Genomic DNA, 20,299 nt, shown 5'->3' with positions numbered 1-20,299 from the left:
TCCCCGTCGCTGTCCACCAGGCTCACCGCGAAGTCTTCGAACAGGCTGTTGTTGCCGTTCGCCGTCGGGTGCGCCTCGTTGTCGTTCAGGGTGTAGCTGTAGCTCACCAGCCCGGTCGCCGGGTTGTACCCGGTGATGGTCAGGGTGTTGCCCAGCGGCGTGGTCACCCCGCTCAGCGGGAAGCCCGCCACCACCCCGTTCACCACGATGTTGATGCCACCCACGCTCAGGGTCTTCACCCCGTCCGGCGCGCTGATGGTGAAGTCCCCCGTCACCGTGGTCGACTCCTTGCTGCTGTCCGACCCCGCCGACTCGTTCTCGCCGCGGGTCGCCAGCAGGTCGTCTTCGTACACCTTCACATCCCCGCCCTCGCCCTTGGGCGTCAGGTTGGTGATGGTCACCCCGTCATCGTCGTTCTTGATGGTCAGGGTCAGGGTCGCCGTGCTCACGTCTCCGTCCGCATCCGTCAGGGTGTAGGTGAACACTTCGCTGCCCACCCCGCCCCCGGTCAGCGCCTTGAAGTCACCGTCGTTCGGGTTGAGGGTGTAGGTGTAGGTGCCGTTGGCATTGAGCACCAGGCTGCCGTAGGTCCCGCTCAGGGTGCCCGCGGTCACCGCCGCACCATCCGCCCCCTGCACGTCGTTGGTGATGACGTTGCCATTGAGGACCAGGTTGTTCTCGCTCGCCGCCGTCGGGTTGACGTCGCTCACCGCCGTCGGCACGTCATCCAGCACCACGACATCCAGCCCTGCACTGGTCGTGTCGCCATCGAAGTCCGTCAACACAACGTTGAAGCTCTCCGTCAGAGCCCCATCATTTGCAGGTTTGTTATGTGTTTCGTTATCGTTCAGGGTGTAGCTGTAGGTCACGCTGCCAACCCCTGTCACCGGGTTGTAGCTGACGCCGGTCACCAGCAGTTGATTTCCCAAAGGACTGGGGATCCCCTGGGGGAAGGTGGTCAAGACCTGGCCATTGCTGATCAGCGTCACACCTCCCAGCGTCAGGCTTTGTACTCCATCTGCCGCATTGAATGTAAAGGTACTGCTCTTGGTCAAGGCGGCGCCATCGGGGGCTGAGCCATCCGGCAATGCGGCTTCATCAAGGACAAGCTCACCACCCTCGACCTGCAATCCATTCAGCGAGACAGGCTCATCTACAGGGGTGATGGTGATGGTCAGAGTGGAGTCGTTGGTATCATCCCCATCCGTTACGGTGTAATTGACCGCAGGTACAGGGCCTGTGTAGTTCAGCGCAGGGGTAAAGGTATAGGAGCCGTCGGCATTGATGATCAGCGTACCAATCCCATCCAGCGTGCTCTCAACGCCGGCGGCAATTCCCTGATTGCTGCCCCAGCTATAGGAAATGACAGACGTATCAAGGGGACCATCCGGATTGTTGCTGTTGTCGAGCACATTGCCACTGATGGCCTGATCTTCCTGGGTAACAGCAGACTCATCCTGATCATCGAGCTGATTCTCGGGCAGAAGATCGTCTTCCTGCAGCACATTCTGATCGATCAACGTGTCATAGCCGGTATCGAATCCGGCCTCGGCTATGGTCGCATCTCCGATGCGGTCTATGACAACAAAACCACCATTGCCACTGGCCCCAGCGACCCCGCCGATACCGCCACCACCACCGGCGGCAGGTGCCCCACCGGCAGCAGAGGCTTCGAAGTTCTTGGTCGGGTCAACCCCTTGCAGGATGGATTGTTGCAACGCCGCAATTTCTGGCGACACTTCAGGCGAGCCTTGCTGATGATTGGCAACCGATGAGGAAGATTGCCCCTCTGGAGGCATCTCTGTTCCTGCCGGAACACCATTGTCCGCTGCAGGTTTGTCATCGTAGGGAGCCAGCATCAATTTAGCATCATCAGCGATATTGAGTCTGGCGCCAGGCTGCAGTATCTCGCCAGGCTGGAGAGGACGACTGCTGCCATCGGCAAGCAGGATCTGAACGTTGCCTTCTACGGAAGAGACGACCACGGTTTTGTCGATGATTTGGGTGCGCATATCCATTGCTCCAGGGTGACAGATCTTGATGCCTACACTCTAGATACGCCCCCGTCCTGCTTCCGTTGCAAAAATGTACAGGGTTGAGTCTCTTTGACTTCATCCGATGCAGCGAATCGAACGAATATTTTTTACATATAAAAATCAAATAAGTAACAGCGCGAGTTTTAGTGATATTACCTATATGTCGCGTAAAAATGATGTACATATTCTAAACAGATATAAAAAAGGGCCCTTAATGGGCCCCTTTCTATCGAGTTGTACCGCTTATGCCAGTGGAAATGCTGGGTGAACGAACCCCTGATAACCATCGATATGCAAACTGGACAACAATTCAACCTGCCGTTTATCTTCCACCCGGGTGGCGATGGTCGTGACACCCGCGTTGTGGGCAGCCCGACAGACAGCCGCCAGGAAGGAGGTATCGGCGCCTGGTTCCATGACCTGGCTGGTATACCCGTGGTCCACCTTGACATAAGCGGGGGTCAGCTCTTCCAGATAGCCGAGGGACTGGAAGTGCCGGCCATAGTGATCGACCCCCCACAAGAAGCCGTGCTCTCGCAACAGCTCAACCAGATGAGTCACATACTCTTTGTGTTTCATGATGGCCGCTTCCGGGATCTCGAACAGCAGTCGCTCCTTCAGCTCCACGTTCAGCGACAGATAGCCTCTGAGCCATGTCAGGAACTCATCCGAACAGAGAGAACCCGCCGTGATATTGACTGCCAACACCAATTCCGGTTGCTGCTTGAACAAGGGGACGCAGGCTTCCAGCACCGCCTTGTCAAACTCGGCCCCCATCTTGAACTGCTCGATCGCAGGCAAGAACTGCCCTGCGAAGTAATCCGTTCCATCTCGCGAGATGGCCGCGAACAACTCGGCATGCAGGCGGGTACCATCATCGAAGCGGCATGCAGGCTGTGCCTTGAAGCGCCAGAGATGTCTGACAATGGCATCCTGCACCAGGTCTCGCCAGGCAAGGCGTCCCATCAGTCCCTGCTCATTGCCGCCTTCCATCACGACGGCACCGCGCCGCTCATTGCGCGCTTTGCCAAGGGCGTTATCCGCCTTCGTCAGCAGGGCCGAGAGATCGTCATTGCCATCACGGCCGGCGATGCCGACGACGGACAGCGCACCGCTTTCCCCCATGGGATTGACAACCAGATCGGCGACACGGCTGTTGATGAGCTCCGCCAGCTCCTTGAGCTGAGAGAGATCATCGGTGGGGCAGAGCAAGGCATACTCCGTCGCCGAGATCCGGGCCAGTGCCGCGCCATCCCAGCCATCCAGCAGTTCCCTGAGCACCTGTGCAATGGACTTGACCATGTTGTCCCTTGCAGCAAAGCCCTCTTCCCGATAGAGATCGTCCAGCATGTCGACGGCCACCAGCATGACCCCGCCCTGCCCGGCCTCCGCAATCCAGGCATTGACCTGCCCGACGAAGTAAGAGCGGTTGCCAAGCCCGGAGACGGCATCCACATAGACGCGGGCTCGCAGGTTCTCGGCCTCGTCGGCCTGCTCTTTGAACTGCACGGCAAGCTTGCTGGAAAGGGTATTGATGGCCTGTACCACTTGCCGCAGCTCGCGGGTCTTGGGCTCGGGAATGGCGTGGCCGAAATGGTGCAGCTCGATTTCAACCGCCTGATCGCAAATCAGCTTGAGCGGTTTGAGCAGATAATTGAGCGCCCGCATCAGCAAGAGAGTGGTGACGAGAAAGCCAACCAGGAACCAGGTGGCCAGTTCGCTCATTCCTTTCCAAAGCTCGTAGTAGGCTTGTCCAGGGTGGCCGACGACCTTCAGCTTGCCCAGTTGCAGCCAACCCGACGTCAAAATCGATTCATTGGCCACTTCAGGGAACAGATCCAGCCCAATGAACCACTGTGGGACCCCTTCGATATGGCTGCTGTTCTCCAGCTCGATGACATCCTTGGAGGCCAGCAGATCGAGACGGACCAGCTTGTAGTAACCCCCGTCGAACACCGCCTTGATCACGGATTCGGCACTGACCTTGTCGCCGTTCTCCAGATAGGGGGTCAGCGCCAGACCCAGTGCGGTGGACGTATTGATGACGGTGGTCTCCTGCTGCTGCGCCAGGTAGTTGCGGGTCGAATTGAATTGCACCCAATAGGTGGCGGCAAACAGCAATCCGAACAGCAGCAGCATGGTTGCCAATAGTTGTTTGTAGAGCGTCATAGGTTAATCATCCAAATTGACCGCAGGCCGAGCCAATCGCCCCGATGTCATGCGATTGCGTAAGTCTGTCCATAATCCCAAGCGGGATGATTGCCCGGCCAGTTCCCCTTGACCACGCGCCTTCATCAGCCACAAGTGACTACCGTTAAAACTGTAAATTGGCAACAAATCCGCCCGTTGGGTCGCCGGGCGAATTGATCCGACAAGATTGTCCAGAATCAGGGGTACTGCCGCAGGCGTCTCATAGTAGGCAACGACCATATGAAACTGGTTATAATCCAATGCCTTGACATATACCATTCGCATTTTTTCATCAGGGATGCCAAGTTCCAGCAAGGTAAAATACTTGGAAATGCTGAAGTCTTCACAATCTCCTCCCGCTGCGCCCAGAAATTCCAGCGGTGTCGCCCAATAATCCTTCTTGTGCCACAACTTGATGTCATCGATGAAACGCATCTGGTTGAAGAACTGGTTCACCTTCTCCAGCTTCTGCCGATCCGTCAGCCCCGCCGCCTTGTTCTGCATTGCCAAAGTGCGCCAGTTGGTGACCCGTTTGCCGGCCCTGGGGCCATAGGTCTCCTCCGCGCGCTTGACCAGTTTCATATCCTCCGGTGATAGAGGCTGGCTGGCGCTGAGCAGCAGGGGGATCGCCAGCAGGGCCAGCCACAGCAGGCGAACCCGCCAGGGCGCACGTGCACCTGCGACAGCTCGATACCCATCACGTCGGCTCCAGCCTGTCGATGCCACTTCTTTCTGTGTCATGACGCCGCCATCATCCCCTGAGCGCCGGACGCATAAAAGAATGACTGCAGCACGCTGCAGCCATTCCCCTTGCCTGATATGACATCAGTGGCAGGGCCATCAGTTGTTGTTGGCCTGCCATTCAGCCGGTTGCTGCACATTCAGGGCATTGAGCAGACCACCGGTGGCATTGAGGATACGATAATCCGCCAACAGGGAGTCGTACTCGGCCGTGATGTAGCTGCGGCGAGCCTCGAACAGTTCGTTCTCCGTGTTCAGCACGTCCAGCAAGGTCCGTTGGCCCAGGCCGAATTGCTTCTTGTACGCCTGTACGGTGTCATAGCTGGCGTCCACGTGCTCTTTGAGGAAGACTTTTTGCTTGGCCAGCGACTCTTTGGCGTTCCAGGCGAGGCGGGTCCCCTCTTCCACCTGACGGAAGGCATTCATGTGAATGTCTTTGGCCTGGGAATAGAGCGCTGAGGTTGCCTTGCTTTCTGCCAGATCGGACCCACCGCGGAACAGGTTGTAACGCATCCGGACCATGGCGGTGAGATCGTCGTTACGGCCTTTGACCGCATCGATGTCCTCGTTCCAGTTCTGATCCACTTCAAAGGCTACGTTCGGGTAGAACCCGGACTTGGAGCCTTCATGCTGGTACTTCGCCTCTTCGATGTCCTGCAGGGATGACAGCAGGGTCGGGTGAACCTCTGTTGCCGTCTTCAGAGCATCTTCCAGTGTTGCGGGCAGGAGTTGGGTGTTCGGTACGGGCTGAACGAGATCCTTGGGCACTTCATTGACGACACGGATGAACTCGCTCTCGGCATCCCGATAGTTGTTCTCCGCCGCCGCCTGGTTGGAGTACGCCCGAGCCACACGACCGTCGATCTGGGTCTGGTCAGCGGTCGACCCTAGACCGGAGTCGGTCCGTTTCTGGATGTCACTGCGGATCTGCTCGTGGGTTTCAAGGTTCTGCTTGGACAGCTCCAGGATCTCCTGCTGACGCAGCATGTTGAGATAGACCTCGGCCACGCGCAGGGCCGTGTTCTCCGCCTCGGAGATCATCGCCAGGCGTTGGGCCTGGGCGGCGGCATCGGTCCGTGCCACGTTGCTGCTGACATCAAAGCCGTCAAACAGCATCTGGCGAAGGCTGATCCCGGCCTCCTTGCGCGTCATGGAGTCATCGATCGTCTGTGAATTCGGACCTGCGGCACGGGTCGAGGGACTGTCAGTCTTCTCGTAACCGACGCCACCACGCAGATCGATGGTGGGGTAATAGCCGCCCTTGGCTCCATCATGCTGATACAGTCGTGCCTGATAGAGATCAAAAGCTTCCTTGATTTTCGGATGGGTAGCCAGTGACTGCGCCACTGACTGTTCCAGCGTCTGTGCCTGGCTCAGGCCCGGGAACAGTATGGTGCCACTAACCAGCATGGCAACAATCGTCTTCTTCATGGTATCTCCAGTCATGTTGTTTTTAGATTGTTGGCTTATCGTTCTCTCAGTGCCGACTGCTTAGCCCTCAAGATGGGTTTCAGCAAGTAGTCTAGGACACTTTTTTTACCAGTAATAATATCTGCACTGGCTAACATACCGGGGATGATGGGAAGTGCGTTAAGCTCATCGCCCAGATAACTCTTCTCGGTTCGTACTCGCACCAGATAGAAGGAATTGCCCTCCTCATCCTGGATTGAGTCGGCACTTATCTGTTCAACCTTGCCATGTAAACCTCCATAAATAGTGAAATCATAGGCAGTTATCTTGACCACGGCCTCCAGTCCGGGTCTGAGGAAAGCGATGTCCTTGGGCGACACCTTGGCTTCAACCAGCAGGGTATCTTCCAGCGGCACTATCTCCATCAGGTCCATGCCCGGCTGAACGACCCCACCCAGCGTATTAATCTTGAGCTTCTTGATGGTCCCCTTGAGAGGCGCGATCACACTGGTACGATCGACTCTGTCCCTGAGGCCGACCTGGCCCTCCGACAACTGGCTCAACTTGCCTTGACGTTCGTTCAGCTCGGTCTGGGAGTCCGCCCGGAATTTCAGGGCGATATCATTTCGCTTCGAGATGGTCTCCCGCAGTACCGAGTTGAGCTTGGGCACCAGCAGGCGGTTCGCCTCCAGCTCCCCTTGCATTTCGTTGACCTGCCGCTCCAGTTTAATTAGCTCCACTTGAGGAACTATACCCTCTTTTGCGAGAGGACGGCTGATGTTCAGCTCCTGACGAGCCAAATCAACGCTGCGACCTACGGTCCGGATCTTGGCATTGAGCTCTATGGTCTCCTGCTCTTTCTGCTCGATCTGCTGTCCCAGGATGTAGAGCTGGTTCTTGAGGTTGTTTAACCGCGCCTCCTGCACCGATCTTTCACGGGCGGCATATTCGGCAAAGACATTCTCGTACCCTTCGGGGAACTCGATGGCCTGTTTGTCGATGGCAACCTGTTCACGCCAGCCCAGATTGGGCTCGTTCTTGACTACCACGCTGCGAATTTCGGCGCGCAGGCGGGCGATATCCCCCTTGAGGGTGACCAGCTCCTGCTCCCGTTCGCGAAAATCCGACTTGAAGCGGGTATCGTCGATGCGCAGCAGTGGCTGTCCCTTCTCGACGATGTCCCCCTCCTTGACGAAGATCTCCTTGACGATCCCCCCTTCCAGGTTCTGGATCACCTGCAACTGGCGCGACGGTATCACCTTGCCCTGGCCGACGGTCACTTCATCCAGCTCTGCCCAGGCTGCCCAGACGATGGCGCTGACAAAAAACAGGAAGCAGGCCCACAGCAGGACTCTGGCACGGGTGGGTGTCGTCAGCAGCACGGCGGCAGCGCCGTCATCCACGTACTCGAGATGCTCGGGTGCAGGCAAGACCGTATCTGAGGGCGTTTTCTTGAACCAGTGGTTAGCCATTCGCCGTCTCCTGCACCCGCACCTTGCCTTCCTTCAATTGCTGCAACACCACCTCTTTGGGACCGTCCGCCACTATCTTCCCCTGCTCCACGACGATGACCCGGGAAGCGACATCCAGCATGGAGGTCTTGTGGGTGATGAGGATAAGGGTGGTTTCGGGGCCGAGCCGCGCCAGCTCCTGCTTCACGTGCATCTCTGACTGGTTGTCCATGTTGGAGGTCGGCTCGTCCATCACCAGAATGGGGGGATCGTTGAGCAGGGCGCGAGCCAGCAGGATGGACTGACGCTGGCCACCGGAGAGCTGACGTCCCCCTTCGCCAATCTGTCTGTCGAGACCGTTGGGATCCCGGTTGGTAAAGTTGGTGACCCCGGCCCGCTTGGCGGCGCGCAAGACACGGGCATCGTCCACCAGGGGATTGCCCAGCATGATGTTGTCCCGAACTGAACCAAAGAAGAGGGTCACATCTTGCGGCACACAGCCGATGTTGCGGCGAATGATGGTCGGCGGCAGTTGGTCCAGCTCAAAGCCGTCCAGACGCACCAGGCCGTCAGTCGGGCGATAGAGGCCCATCAGCAATTTCTCCAGCGTGGTTTTACCCGCACCGATGCGTCCGATGATGGCCACCTTCTCACCCGGCTCGATGCGCAGGTTGATGTTGTGCAGGGTGCTGCTCTCCATGCCCGGATACTTGAAGGAGACATTTTCAAACTCGATGCGCCCCTGGATGACCGGATGGTGGATGTACTGCCTGCCCTCCTCCTGCTCACCCGGCGTCATCATGATCTTCTCCAGGATTTCGAGCGCCGACTTGGCCTGGTTGTAGCGGGTGGAAAGCACCGAGAGCTGCACCATGGGGGCGATGGCCCGGCTCGACAGCATCACGGCCGCTATCATGCCCCCCATGGTCACCAATCCTTCCGAGATCTGGTAAACACCGACGATCACCAGTCCCACTGTCACCACCTGCTGGATGTAGCTCGCCAGAGAAGACATGGAGTTGGTGATGCGCCGGGTCTGCACGCCCCAGGTCGAGATGTGGGACACCGCCTGCTCCCAGCGGTGCTGGAACATGCTCTCGGCCCCGAAAATCTTCACGGTCTCAAGGCCCGAGATGCTTTCGATCAGATTGGCGTTCTTCTGAGAGGCGAGTCGGGAGCCCTCCTCGATGGATTGCTTCAGCGGTGCCTGAATGTAGAAGCTGTAGGCCACCAGGATCAGGATGGCGATGATGGGCACCACCACCATCACACCGGCGAAAATCCAGATGATGAAGAGGAAGAAGATGGCAAACGGCAGATCGATCAGGGTGGAGACGGTGGCCGACGTGAAAAACTCGCGCACCGATTCAAACTCCTGCAAGTGCTTGGCAAAGGCACCGGTCGACGCAGGCCTGGACTCCATCTTCATGCCCATCACCTTGGCAAAGATTTTGGCCGACAACAGCACGTCGGATTTCTTGCCTGCAATATCGATGAAGTAGCTGCGCAGCTGGCGCATCACGAAGTCGAAGGTGAACACCACCATGGCTCCAACCGCCAGCACCCAGAGGGAGTCGAATGCCAGGTTGGGCACAATCTTGTCATAGACGTTCATGGTGAACAGGGGGCTGGCGATGGCAAACAGGTTGATGAGGATCGAGGCCACCAGCACATCCCGATAGATACCGCGGGACTCGAACAAGGTGCTCCAGAACCAGTGACCATCACGGGTCTCCAGCACTTTGGGCGAGCGCTCATCAAACTTGAACTGCCGCTTGACGTAGAACAGACGACCATTGTACTCGTCACCCAGCTGGGCAAGACTGACCCATTGGGCCGCGTCTCCGGCCTGGGGAAAGATGACCCTCGCCTGGGTCCGTTCTTCATTCCATTCAAGCAAGATGCAGGCGCCGCCATTGCGCGTCTGCAAGACGCAGGGCAGCAGCAGGGAGGAGATCTGTTCAAGGGGCTGGATCACTTCGCGGGCAGAGAGACCGCCCCGCTCGGCGGCACGACTGAAGAGCGCCGTGCTGAGACGCCCGGAGACCAGTGGCAAGCCGGTGGTGAGAGCATCCTGACTGTTGGGCACCCCGTAAAAGCGGGTCAAAAAGACCAGGCACTCCAACAGTTCATCTATATGGCTGGTTTCTGCTTGCATAGCATCCCATCAAACATGATTCAGAAGGTTGTCTCGGGGCCGAATATCCAAAGCCCGGCGGCGATCCGGAAAAACAGAACAGACCTCGCCACCCAGACCCACAACCCGATTAGCGCACAGAGCCGGGACACTGCATGTCTCGCCTCCCTCACAGATTTTCATGCCGGAAACGGAGGGGACATGCCGGGCACCTGATGTTGCCAAGAAATATGCCACCCGGTACGAAGAAAGCCCGCCCGGTATACAAACTGCAAAGAGTTATTGATAACTATATCTTTTTTCAAGCCGACCATCTTATCAAGGTGACTTGAACGAAACTATACTCCAAAGACTGAATTTCATCTAATAACCCACTGTTTTTTTGACGAAATTAGAGTTGGCACTCGCCCGTGGAAGGGAGAGAAAAAGGGCGTCCCAGGCAGTGCCCCTGAGGGCCTGAGCGTGCCAGCTCCGCGGCAATGGCGGTCATGGCGCTCCAGCGATTCTCGCACCAGGCGGGGGCCAGCAGGGTCGGGCGGCGCGCCGACGCCGAGACCCTGTGATAGACCACCTCGGGAGGCGTGTACTGGATCATGGCGACCGCCGCCGCCACATACTGCTCCATCGTCAACACATCCAGCCGCCCCGCCTGCCACGCCTTGCCAAGAGTGCTCCCCTCCACCACATGCAGTGGGTGAAGCTTGATCCCCTCGACGCCGGTCTCCACGATACGGTGCAGGGTTTCCAGGCTGTCCATCGGCACCTCGCCGGGCAGGCCGACGATGAGGTGGGCACACACCTTGATGCCTCGCAGATGGGCTCTGGTTACAGCGTCAACATAGGCGGCATAGCCGTGACCCCGATTGATGCGTTGCAACGTCTTGTCGTTGGCACTTTGCAGCCCGAGCTCCAGCCACACCTCGTAACCTCTGGCCTGATAACCTGCAAGCAAATCCAGCACCGCATCGGGTACACAATCAGGGCGAGTTCCGACGCAGAGCCCCACCATGTCGCTCACCGACAAGGCTTCTTCATACATGCGCTGTAGGTACTCCACTTCGGCATAAGTACTGGTATAGGCCTGAAAGTAGGCCAGATAGCGCCTGGCCCGGGTCACCTCGTCCCGGCGTGCCAGCAGTTGCTGCACCACGGAGAGTTGCTGGGCCGACTCGTCGGCAAAGGAGGAAACATTGCAGAAAGTGCAGCCACCCCGGCCCAGGGTGCCGTCCCGGTTGGGGCAGGTAAAGGCCCCGTGGATGGAGAGTTTGTGGATCTTCTGGCCGTGGCGCTGCTTGAGATCCTGGCCAAATGTATTGATGAGTTCGTGTAACTGCATGACACCTCCGAAATGAGGTGCCATTCTAGCGACGCAGCCCGGCGGGCAGGCTGCGCTGGATCAATCCCGCTCTCTACCCAAAAATCATATAAATATTCACGTTAGATGCGATAAATACCCAACAGTCAGCATTCACGGTCACTTTTGACAACCTGTCACTCCTGCCACCTGGAGAAAAGTGCCATAACCTCTCGCCCATAACCGGCTGTAACTACTGAAAAAATCCTGTTTAGTCTGCTTATGGACAAATGCAAGACGCAGGATCCTGAAATGTGATCCCCGGCAAGCACACCAGAGATGACTTTGTAAAATTACTACAGTTTCCCGCCACCATGCAGTCAACCACTAAACCGTCCATAACCAGAATATAAATCCAACAAATAAATAAAAAGCAGTTATAAATACACAAAAATGCTGATTGAGTCTCAAAAACCCACATTTTGTTATAGCGATGTAACATTGCAAACAAGCGGGATGTCCAATTGACCTTGCCCGAAAATCCCATTAGTTTGGAGATTCGCCACCTCAGGCGGACGGAACCACAAGAGCCAATCGCAATTTATGCAGTCTGTTGATGACAGTGCGATGGAAGGCCGAGCAAGGGAGAAATGCAATGTCACTATATGATCCAAAGCTGGAGAGGGATAACTGTGGCTTCGGCCTGTTGGCCCACATGGAAGGGGAAGCCAGCCACAAGCTTGTCCGTCTCGCGATGTCAGCCTTGGCTCGCATGCAGCACCGCGGCGGTATCTCCGCTGATGGTAAGACCGGCGACGGCTGCGGCCTGTTGCTGCAAAAACCCGACAGCTTCTTTAGAGCTGTTGCCGAAGAGAAGGGATGGCACCTGGGCCGCAACTACGCGGTCGGCATGCTGTTTCTCAACCCGGACCCCGTATTGGCCCAGGCAACTCGCGACATCATCGACGAGGAGCTAGAAAGAGAGACCCTGAGTCTGGTCGGCTGGCGCAAGGTGCCCATCGATACCAACGTACTCGGTTCCATCGCCAAGGCGTCCCTGCCCAGTATTGAACAGGTCTTTGTCAACGCGCCCCCGGGCTGGGTCGACAAGGATCTCGAGCGCCGCCTCTATATCGTGCGCCGCCGCATCGAGAAGCGCATCAGCGACGACTACTTCTATGTGGTCAGCCTTTCCAACCTGGTCACCGTCTACAAGGGACTGTGCATGCCGGTGGATTTGCCGCGCTTCTATCTGGATCTGGCCGACATCCGCATGCAGGCCGCCATCTGCGTGTTCCACCAGCGTTTCTCCACCAACACCAGCCCGCGCTGGCCGCTGGCACAGCCGTTCCGCTACCTCGCCCACAACGGCGAGATCAACACCATTGCCGGCAACCGCCAGTGGGCCAAGGCGCGCAGCTACAAGTTCGCCACCCCGCTGATCCCGGATCTGCAAGAGGCCGCCCCCTTCGTCAACACCACGGGGTCGGACTCCTCCAGCCTCGACAACATGCTGGATCTCTTCCTGGCCGGCGGCATGGACCTGTTCCGTGCCATGCGCCTGCTGATCCCGCCTGCGTGGCAGAAGCACCCGAACATGGATGACGACCTGCGCGCCTTCTACGACTTCAACTCCATGCACATGGAGCCCTGGGACGGCCCGGCCGGCATCGTCATGACCGACGGTCGCTACGCCACCTGCGCACTCGACAGAAACGGTCTGCGTCCGGCACGTTACGTCATCACCAAGGACAAGTTCATCACGCTGGCCTCCGAAGTGGGCACCTGGGACTACACCCCGGACGAAGTGCTGGAGAAGGGCCGTGTCGGCCCGGGGGAGCTGTTCGTGGTCGATACCAGCAACGGCAAGATCTGGACCAGCTTCGAGATCGATGACGATCTCAAGAGCCGTCACACCTACAAGCAGTGGATGGACAAGCACTGCAAGCGCCTGGTGCCCTTCGAGCAGATGGACGATGCCAGCACGGGATCGCGGGAATTCCCGGATGACCGGCTCAAGACTTACCAGAAGCTGTTCGGCTACTCCTTTGAAGAGCTGGATCAGGTGATCCGCGTGCTCGGCGAGAATGGCCAGGAGGCGGTGGGCTCCATGGGGGATGACACCCCGATGGCGGTGCTCTCCTCCAGCCAGCGCACCCTGTACGACTACTTCCGCCAGATGTTCGCCCAGGTGACCAACCCGCCCATCGATCCCCTGCGGGAAAATCACGTCATGTCCCTGGCCACCTGTATCGGCCGCGAACAGAACGTGTTCAACGAGACCTTCGGTCACGCCCACCGGGTGCTGTTCCAGTCGCCGATCCTGCTCTACTCCGACTTCCATCAGTTGCTGGCCCTGGAAGGGGAGCACTACCGCCATGCGGTGCTGAGCCTCAACTACCTGCCCGAAGAGGGGCTGCAAGCCGCCCTCGAGCGTCTCTGCCACGAGGCAGCTGAAGCGGCCCGCAGCGGCGCCGTCCTGCTGGTCCTGTCAGACCGGGACATCAGCCCGGATACCCTGCCCATCCCGGCCGCCATGGCGGTGGGGGCGGTGCAGCGTACCCTGGTGGACAACAACCTGCGCTGCGACGCCAATATCCTGGTGGAGACCGCGAGCGTGCGCGACCCGCACCACTTCGCCGTGCTGCTGGGCTTTGGCGCTACCGCCATCTACCCCTATCTCGCCTACGAGACCCTCGCCAAGCAGGTAGAAGAAGGCGTGCTCAAGATGAGCCTGCGCCAGGCCATGCTCAACTACCGCAACGGCATCAACAAGGGCCTCTACAAGGTGATGTCCAAGATGGGCATCAGCACGGTGGCAAGCTACCGCTGCTCCCAGCTGTTCGAAGCCGTCGGCCTCTCCAGGGCCGTGGTCGAACTCTGCTTCCGCGGCGTATCGAGCCGCATCCAGGGTGCCGACTTTGCCGACATCCAGCAGGATCAGATCAATCTGTCCCGTCTGGCCTGGCTCGGCCGCAAGCCGCTGACCCAGGGCGGCCTCTTGAAATTCGTCCACGGTGGCGAGTACCACACCTACAACCCGGACGTGGTGCAGACCCTGCAAGTGGCAGTGCGCTCCGGCAACTACGCCGATTACAAGGAGTATGCCCGTCTGGTGAACGAGCGGCCGGTCGCCACCTTGCGGGATCTGCTGTCGATCAAACAGGGCACCACCCCGGTTGCGCTGGATCAGGTGGAGCCAGCCGCTAGGCTGTTCCCCCGCTTCGACTCCGCGGCCATGTCCATCGGCGCCCTCGGCCCTGAAGCCCACGAGGCCCTGGCCATCGCCATGAACCGCCTCGGCGGTCAGAGCAACTCCGGCGAAGGCGGTGAAGATCCCAAGCGTTTTGGTACCGAGAAGAACTCTCGCATCAAACAGGTGGCTTCCGGTCGCTTTGGCGTCACCCCGCACTACCTGATGAACGCGGACGTGGTGCAGATAAAAGTCGCCCAGGGCGCCAAGCCCGGCGAAGGGGGCCAGCTGCCCGGTGACAAGGTCACCGCGCAAATCGCCCAGCTGCGCTACTCCGTGCCCGGCGTGACCCTGATCTCCCCGCCGCCGCACCACGACATCTACTCCATCGAGGATCTGGCCCAGCTCATCTTCGACATCAAGCAGATCAACCCGAACTGCCTGGTGTCGGTGAAACTGGTGTCCGAACCTGGCGTCGGCACCATCGCCTGTGGCGTGGCCAAGGCTTATGCGGACTTCATCACCGTCTCCGGCTACGACGGCGGCACCGGCGCAAGCCCGCTCACCTCGGTCAAATACGCCGGCTCTCCCTGGGAGCTGGGCCTGGCCGAAACCCAACAGGCGCTGGTGGCCAACGGCCTGCGCCACAAGGTGCGTCTGCAGGTGGATGGCGGTCTCAAGACCGGTCTGGACATCATCAAGGCGGCCATCCTCGGCGCCGAGAGCTTTGGCTTCGGTACCGGCCCCATGGTGGCGCTCGGTTGCAAATACCTGCGTATCTGCCACCTGAACAACTGCGCCACCGGCGTCGCCACCCAGGATGAGAAGCTGCGCCGCGAACACTTCACCGGCCTGCCGGAGATGGTGATGAACTACTTCAAGTTCATCGCCGAGGAGACGCGCGAGCTGATGGCCGAGCTTGGCGTCACCCAGCTCACCGACCTCATCGGTCGTACCGACCTGCTGGAAGCCCTGCCCGGCCTCACCGCCCGTCAGGCCAAGCTGGACTTGTCCGGCATCCTGGCGGCCCCGGTTGCACCGGCAGGCTCCAGTCTGTTCAGCCAGCAGCACAACCCCACCTTCGACAAGGGGCCCTTGAACCTCAAGATGGTGGAAGACCTGCTGGACGCGGTGGAAAACATGAGTGGCGGCGAGTTCCGCTACGACATCCGCAACACCGACCGCTCCGTGGGTGCGCGTCTGTCCGGCGAAATCGTCAAGCGCCACGGCAACCAGGGCATGGCGGCCGATCCGGTCAAGGTGCACTTCAACGGCACCGCCGGCCAGAGCTTCGGCGTCTGGAACGCCGGTGGCCTTGAGATGATCCTCACCGGGGATGCCAACGACTATGTGGGCAAGGGGATGACCGGCGGCAAGCTGGTGATCAAACCCCACGTCGGCGTGGCGTTCAAATCCCACGAGGCGGCCATCATCGGCAACACCTGCCTCTATGGCGCCACCGGCGGCAAGCTCTATGCCGCAGGGACCGCCGGCGAGCGGTTCGCGGTGCGCAACTCAGGGGCCTTGGCGGTGGTCGAGGGGATTGGCGACAACGGCTGTGAATACATGACAGGCGGCATCGTCACCGTGCTCGGCAAGACCGGTGTCAACTTCGCGGCGGGCATGACAGGCGGTTTCGCCTACGTGCTCGACGAGTGCGGCAACTTTGCCAAGCGCACCAACCCCGAGCTGGTCGAACTGCTGGAGGTGGCGGATCTGGCCATCCACCAGGAGCACCTGCGCGGTATCATCACGGCGCACCTCAACGAGACAGGCAGCTCGCGTGCCGAGGAGATCCTGGCCAACTTCGACTCCTATGTGCCCAAGTTCAGGCTGATCAAACCCAAGTCCAGCGACGTCAAATCGCTGCTTGGCCACACCAGCCGTTCCAGTGCAGAACTCAGAATCCAGGCGCAATAAGGAGGGAACCCTATGAGCCAGAACGTATTCCAGTTTATCGATGTCCAGCGGGTCGACCCGCCCAAGAAGCCGCTCAAGATCCGCAAGATCCAGTTCGTGGAGATCTACGAGCCCTTCAACCAGGCCCAGGTCGGCATGCAGGCTGATCGCTGCCTCGACTGCGGCAACCCCTATTGCGAGTGGAAGTGCCCGGTACACAACTACATCCCCAACTGGCTGAAGCTGGCCAACGAGGGACGCATTCTGGAGGCGGTGGAGCTCTCCCACCAGACCAACAGCCTGCCGGAGGTGTGTGGCCGCGTCTGCCCGCAAGACAGACTGTGTGAGGGTGCCTGCACCCTCAACGACAGATTCGGCGCCGTGACCATCGGCAACATCGAAAAATACATCACCGACAAGGCGTTCGAGATGGGCTGGCGCCCGGATCTCTCCAAGGTGGTCAAGACCGGCAAGCGGGTCGCCGTCATTGGCGCGGGCCCCGCGGGCCTTGCCTGTGCCGACGTGCTGGCACGCAATGGCGTCACCCCTGTGGTGTTCGACAAGTACCCGGAGATCGGCGGCCTGCTCACCTTCGGCATCCCCTCCTTCAAGCTGGAGAAAGAGGTGATGCAGCGCCGCCGCGAGATCTTCGAGGGGATGGGAGTGGAGTTTCGTCTCGAGACCGAAGTGGGCCGTGACGTCACCTTCGCCGATCTGCTCGGTGAGTTCGATGCGGTCTTCCTCGGGGTCGGCACCTACAAGTACATGAAGGGCGGCTTTGCCAACGAAGAGGCGCCGGGGGTCTACGACGCCCTGCCCTACCTCATCTCCAACGCCAACCGGCTGCTGGGCTTTGAGAAGGCGCAAGCCGATTACATCGACTTCGCCGGCAAGCAGGTAGTGGTGCTGGGGGGCGGCGACACCGCCATGGACTGCGTGCGCACCGCCATCCGCCAGGGGGCCGATCGGGTGATCTGCGCCTACCGCCGGGATGCCGAGAACATGCCAGGCTCCAAGCGGGAGGTGAAAAACGCCCAGGAGGAAGGGGTGGAATTCATGTTCAACCTGCAACCTGTCGGGGTCGAACTGGACGCCCACGGCCGCACCTGCGGCATCAAGGTGGTGAGCACCGAGCTCGGCGCCCCCGATGCCAATGGCCGCCGCAATCCGGTAGTCATTGAAGGCTCCGAGCAGGTGCTGCCCGCCGATGCGGTGGTGATGGCGTTCGGCTTCCAGCCCAACCCCCAGCCCTGGATGGCAGAGCACGGCGTCGAGCTCGACGGCCGGGATCGCATCAAGGCGCCCGAGAAGGCCGAGTACGCCTTCCAGACCAGCAACCCCAAGGTGTTCGCCGGTGGTGACGCGGTGCGCGGCTCGGATCTGGTGGTGACCGCCATTTATGAGGGTCGCAAGGCGGCCGAAGGGATCATGGACTACCTAGCCGTGTGATCTGCCGTCGCAACCACGCTGTCATGCAAACAGCCCCGCTCGTGCGGGGCTGTTTTTTTATGCCTGGCTTTGGTGGTGCGCTCTAGCACCGCACCACCAGCCACTCCCCCTTGCCCACCGGCACCAGGGAAGTCAGGAAATCGGGGTCACGCCGCACCTGTGCCATCCACTCCCTCATCTCGTCCTCATGGGAGATGGCATTGTCCACCACTAGCAGGCCACGAGGGGCAAGCAGGCGCTGGATCTCTGGCCACCAGGCCTGGTAATGGCGGCGATCGGAGTCCAGAAAAATGAGCTGATAGCCCGCCGTCGGCAGGCAGGGCAACAGGCTGCCGGCATCCCCCGCCAACTGCTCAATCCAGGGAGTGAGCCCGGCCCGCTCAAAGTTGGTCGCCGCCATGGTCCGTTTGCCCTCGTCCAGCTCGATGGTGGTGACCCGGCCCCCCAGCCGTTTCACTGCCTCGGCCAGCCAGAGGGTGGAGTAACCGTTGGAGGTGCCGATCTCCAGCACAGCCTGCGCCCCCCTCGTCTGCACCAGCACCGCCAGCAGTTCGCCGGTGTCGCGGGTAATGTTGAGCATCTTGCTGCCACGGGAGTGTTGCGCGCCGTCATTCTGCTCGCCAAAGCGCTCCAGCTCCCGTTTCAGTTGTTCCAGTGCCATGTCTCCTCCTTGACGGTGTAAACGAGTCGGCCCGGTGCATGGCATGGCTGGACCGCCCCTCATGTTCATCATTTTGCTATCGACCCACTCGGTGGCCCATCCCCTGCGTCATCCGGATAAAGACAACACCCTGGCTCACCATGTGATCACGCTGGTGCACTGCTGCTGGCGGGAAAGCCAATCGTCACGCGGTCTGGCGGGGGCCCCCCGCGCCGTCGGGCAGCTGGATACCAAGGGCAAGCCGCAGATCGCCTAGGGGGCCACCCGGGTAAAGTCGATGGCGGGGCAGCTGGGCGCCACGCCCTTGGTGAGCGTCAGGGGCTGGGCACGATAGCTGAGCCGGTAGCGGCCCGGTTGGGACAGATCGTAGGCCTGCGCCAGATCCGCATCGGCCTGGCTCTGCTCCCCCGCCCCCAGGTGCAAGAAGTCGCCGTCCCCGGGGGTACCTCGCTTGGCAAGCGGCCCTCGATAGTCCAGCGGCTGCCCATCGCGGGTCAGGTCGATGACATCGGCAAACCACCCCTCGAAGGGGGTGAACCAGGTCAATACCTCGAGGGGCGTCTCCCCCCGGTTGGTCAGGGTCATCACCAGGGGCAGGGGTTCGTTCACCCCGCTCTCTGCGCTGACCGACAGCTCGCACTGCAAGGGCGCCAGTGCCAGGGTGGTGAGCAAGAGTGTCATCATGGTGCCTCCGTCAAAAAGGGGCCATCCGGCCCCTGTTTGCAACTCAATTTTCGCTCGGGGTATTCTCGGCGAAATATTCGTGGTTGTCGGCATTGTTCAGGGCCTTCTGGGGATCCGTGCTCGCCAGATTGCGCGCATTGGCCTGACCGTATCCCAGATCGTCGGTGCCCGCCACCACGTTGAAGTGGCTCAACTCGTGGACAATGGTGCCGGCGCGGGAATCGGTCCCGGTGACCGGCGCTGTCCAGAAGCTCTTGCACAGATAGACCTTGTAGGGCTGGTCCGGATAGACATAGGCAAAGTAGCTCTGCTTGCAACCGCAGTCGAAGGTGAGCGGCTTGTTGTCGATGGCATCCTTGATCTTGCTGAAGTTGGTCTCGGCCTGGTTCCAGCGGGTGGCGTCATAGGCGCCAAACCAGCTGCGGTAGCGCTGCCCATTCGGCTTGTCCACCGCGAGGTAGCTGCTGGAGTTGTTGGCGATGCCACTCGCGGCATCGAGCGCCGCCAGGATGTCGCTCTTCTGGGTGTTGGTGCAACGGCCGCTGAAGCTGACCGAGGCGCTCACCGCCTGGGGCTCGGCCACCGCAGCCTTGGCCAGTACCCGATCGTCGCTCACCCCGTCCACCCAGAGGGTCACGGCATTGGACTCGCTCGCCTGGGCCTGTTTGGCCTTGGCCGCTTTCCCCTCCTGCGCCACGGTCGGCAGCAGGTAACGGATGCTGTACTGGCCCTGGGCGCTCATGTCGTAGAGACCGGAGACCTCCGCCTGCACTGTCAGGCTCTGGCCCGCCTTGAGCAGTTGGTAGTCCTTGTCACTCGGTGCGGCCCGTTTGATCAGGGCCCCTTCGTAATCCACCGGCTGGCCGTCACGCTCCACCTGGAACAGGGGAGCATCCTCGCTACCCGGCAGTTGCCATTTGAGCAGACGAACCGGCTTCTCCCCGGTGTTGGTCAGGGTCAGGTTGACGCGCACATCGTCTGTGCTGCCCTCCACCAGGGTGAGCCGGGCATCGAGTCCGGCGGCGCAGAGCGGGGACGCCAGCACGCCGGCCAGCAACAGGGCAATTGGAGTCGCTTTCATCATGTTTCCTCATTCATTGAGTGTCGCCTTGTCAGGCGGTCTGCTTCCTTTAAGGCCCTCTTTGGGGCCCATC

13 protein-coding genes are annotated in these 20,299 nt (G+C 59.9%); 3 read left to right on the top strand and 10 right to left on the bottom strand.

The window, feature by feature from the left end; genetic code table 11:
* The 7 genes from AB5Y68_RS11800 to AB5Y68_RS11770 all read right to left on the bottom strand — a co-directional run.
* Positions 1 to 2,012: retention module-containing protein (locus AB5Y68_RS11800; RefSeq protein ID WP_368207171.1), on the bottom strand; the 2,012-nt coding region annotated here is incomplete at its 3' end.
* Between the two features lie 267 nt (positions 2,013 to 2,279).
* Positions 2,280 to 4,205, bottom strand: a complete 1,926-nt coding sequence (locus AB5Y68_RS11795; protein ID WP_039040367.1) for an EAL domain-containing protein — start codon at positions 4,203 to 4,205, stop codon at positions 2,280 to 2,282.
* A 3-nt stretch (positions 4,206 to 4,208) separates the two neighbouring features.
* Entirely contained in the window at positions 4,209 to 4,967 is a 759-nt protein-coding gene (locus AB5Y68_RS11790; protein ID WP_232092761.1) for a transglutaminase-like cysteine peptidase, read from the bottom strand.
* Positions 4,968 to 5,066: 99 nt separating this feature from the next.
* A complete protein-coding gene (locus AB5Y68_RS11785) occupies positions 5,067 to 6,398 on the bottom strand; it encodes a TolC family outer membrane protein (RefSeq protein ID WP_010675164.1) in 1,332 nt (443 codons plus the stop codon).
* Positions 6,399 to 6,433: 35 nt separating this feature from the next.
* On the bottom strand, positions 6,434 to 7,849 hold the full coding sequence (locus AB5Y68_RS11780) for an HlyD family type I secretion periplasmic adaptor subunit (RefSeq protein ID WP_010675165.1): 1,416 nt from the start codon (positions 7,847 to 7,849) through the stop codon (positions 6,434 to 6,436).
* On the bottom strand, positions 7,842 to 9,986 hold the full coding sequence (locus AB5Y68_RS11775) for a type I secretion system permease/ATPase (protein ID WP_039040368.1): 2,145 nt from the start codon (positions 9,984 to 9,986) through the stop codon (positions 7,842 to 7,844). Before AB5Y68_RS11775 ends, AB5Y68_RS11780 begins: the two co-directional genes overlap by 8 nt.
* A gap of 370 nt (positions 9,987 to 10,356) precedes the next feature.
* Complete coding sequence (locus tag AB5Y68_RS11770; RefSeq protein WP_039040369.1) at positions 10,357 to 11,301, bottom strand: TIGR01212 family radical SAM protein; 945 nt, start codon at positions 11,299 to 11,301, stop codon at positions 10,357 to 10,359.
* Between the two features lie 613 nt (positions 11,302 to 11,914).
* On the opposite strand from AB5Y68_RS11770, the gene gltB reads away from it, so the two are divergent.
* Together gltB and AB5Y68_RS11760 are read left to right on the top strand one after the other, a co-directional pair.
* Positions 11,915 to 16,372, top strand: a complete 4,458-nt coding sequence (gltB, locus tag AB5Y68_RS11765; protein ID WP_039040370.1) for a glutamate synthase large subunit — start codon at positions 11,915 to 11,917, stop codon at positions 16,370 to 16,372.
* A 12-nt stretch (positions 16,373 to 16,384) separates the two neighbouring features.
* Positions 16,385 to 17,800 carry an FAD-dependent oxidoreductase gene (locus AB5Y68_RS11760; RefSeq protein WP_039040371.1) on the top strand — a complete coding sequence of 472 codons (1,416 nt, stop codon included), beginning with the start codon at positions 16,385 to 16,387 and terminating at the stop codon, positions 17,798 to 17,800.
* 82 nt (positions 17,801 to 17,882) lie between these two features.
* On the opposite strand, the gene AB5Y68_RS11755 is transcribed toward AB5Y68_RS11760, so the two are convergent.
* On the bottom strand, positions 17,883 to 18,461 hold the full coding sequence (locus AB5Y68_RS11755; RefSeq protein WP_039040372.1) for an O-methyltransferase: 579 nt from the start codon (positions 18,459 to 18,461) through the stop codon (positions 17,883 to 17,885).
* A 61-nt stretch (positions 18,462 to 18,522) separates the two neighbouring features.
* Here AB5Y68_RS11755 and AB5Y68_RS11750 point away from each other — a divergent pair, with 61 nt between their 5' ends.
* Entirely contained in the window at positions 18,523 to 18,717 is a 195-nt protein-coding gene (locus AB5Y68_RS11750; protein ID WP_039040373.1) for a hypothetical protein, read from the top strand.
* Here the strand turns inward: AB5Y68_RS11750 and AB5Y68_RS11745 are convergent.
* Together AB5Y68_RS11745 and AB5Y68_RS11740 are read right to left on the bottom strand one after the other, a co-directional pair.
* The gene (locus AB5Y68_RS11745) at positions 18,714 to 19,145 is read right to left on the bottom strand and encodes a hypothetical protein (RefSeq protein WP_039040374.1); all 432 of its coding nucleotides are present in this window, start codon (positions 19,143 to 19,145) and stop codon (positions 18,714 to 18,716) included. The genes AB5Y68_RS11750 and AB5Y68_RS11745 overlap by 4 nt on opposite strands.
* 43 nt (positions 19,146 to 19,188) lie before the next feature.
* Positions 19,189 to 20,229, bottom strand: coding sequence for a M35 family metallo-endopeptidase (locus AB5Y68_RS11740; protein ID WP_029314738.1), 1,041 nt, complete (start codon positions 20,227 to 20,229; stop codon positions 19,189 to 19,191).
* Positions 20,230 to 20,299 lie beyond the last annotated feature (70 nt).

Source organism: Aeromonas sp. R6-1, assembly GCF_040908165.1.
Lineage (GTDB): Bacteria > Pseudomonadota > Gammaproteobacteria > Enterobacterales > Aeromonadaceae > Aeromonas > Aeromonas caviae.
Note: the sequence above shows the minus strand (reverse complement) of the source record. Positions and strands in the feature narration are given on the sequence as shown.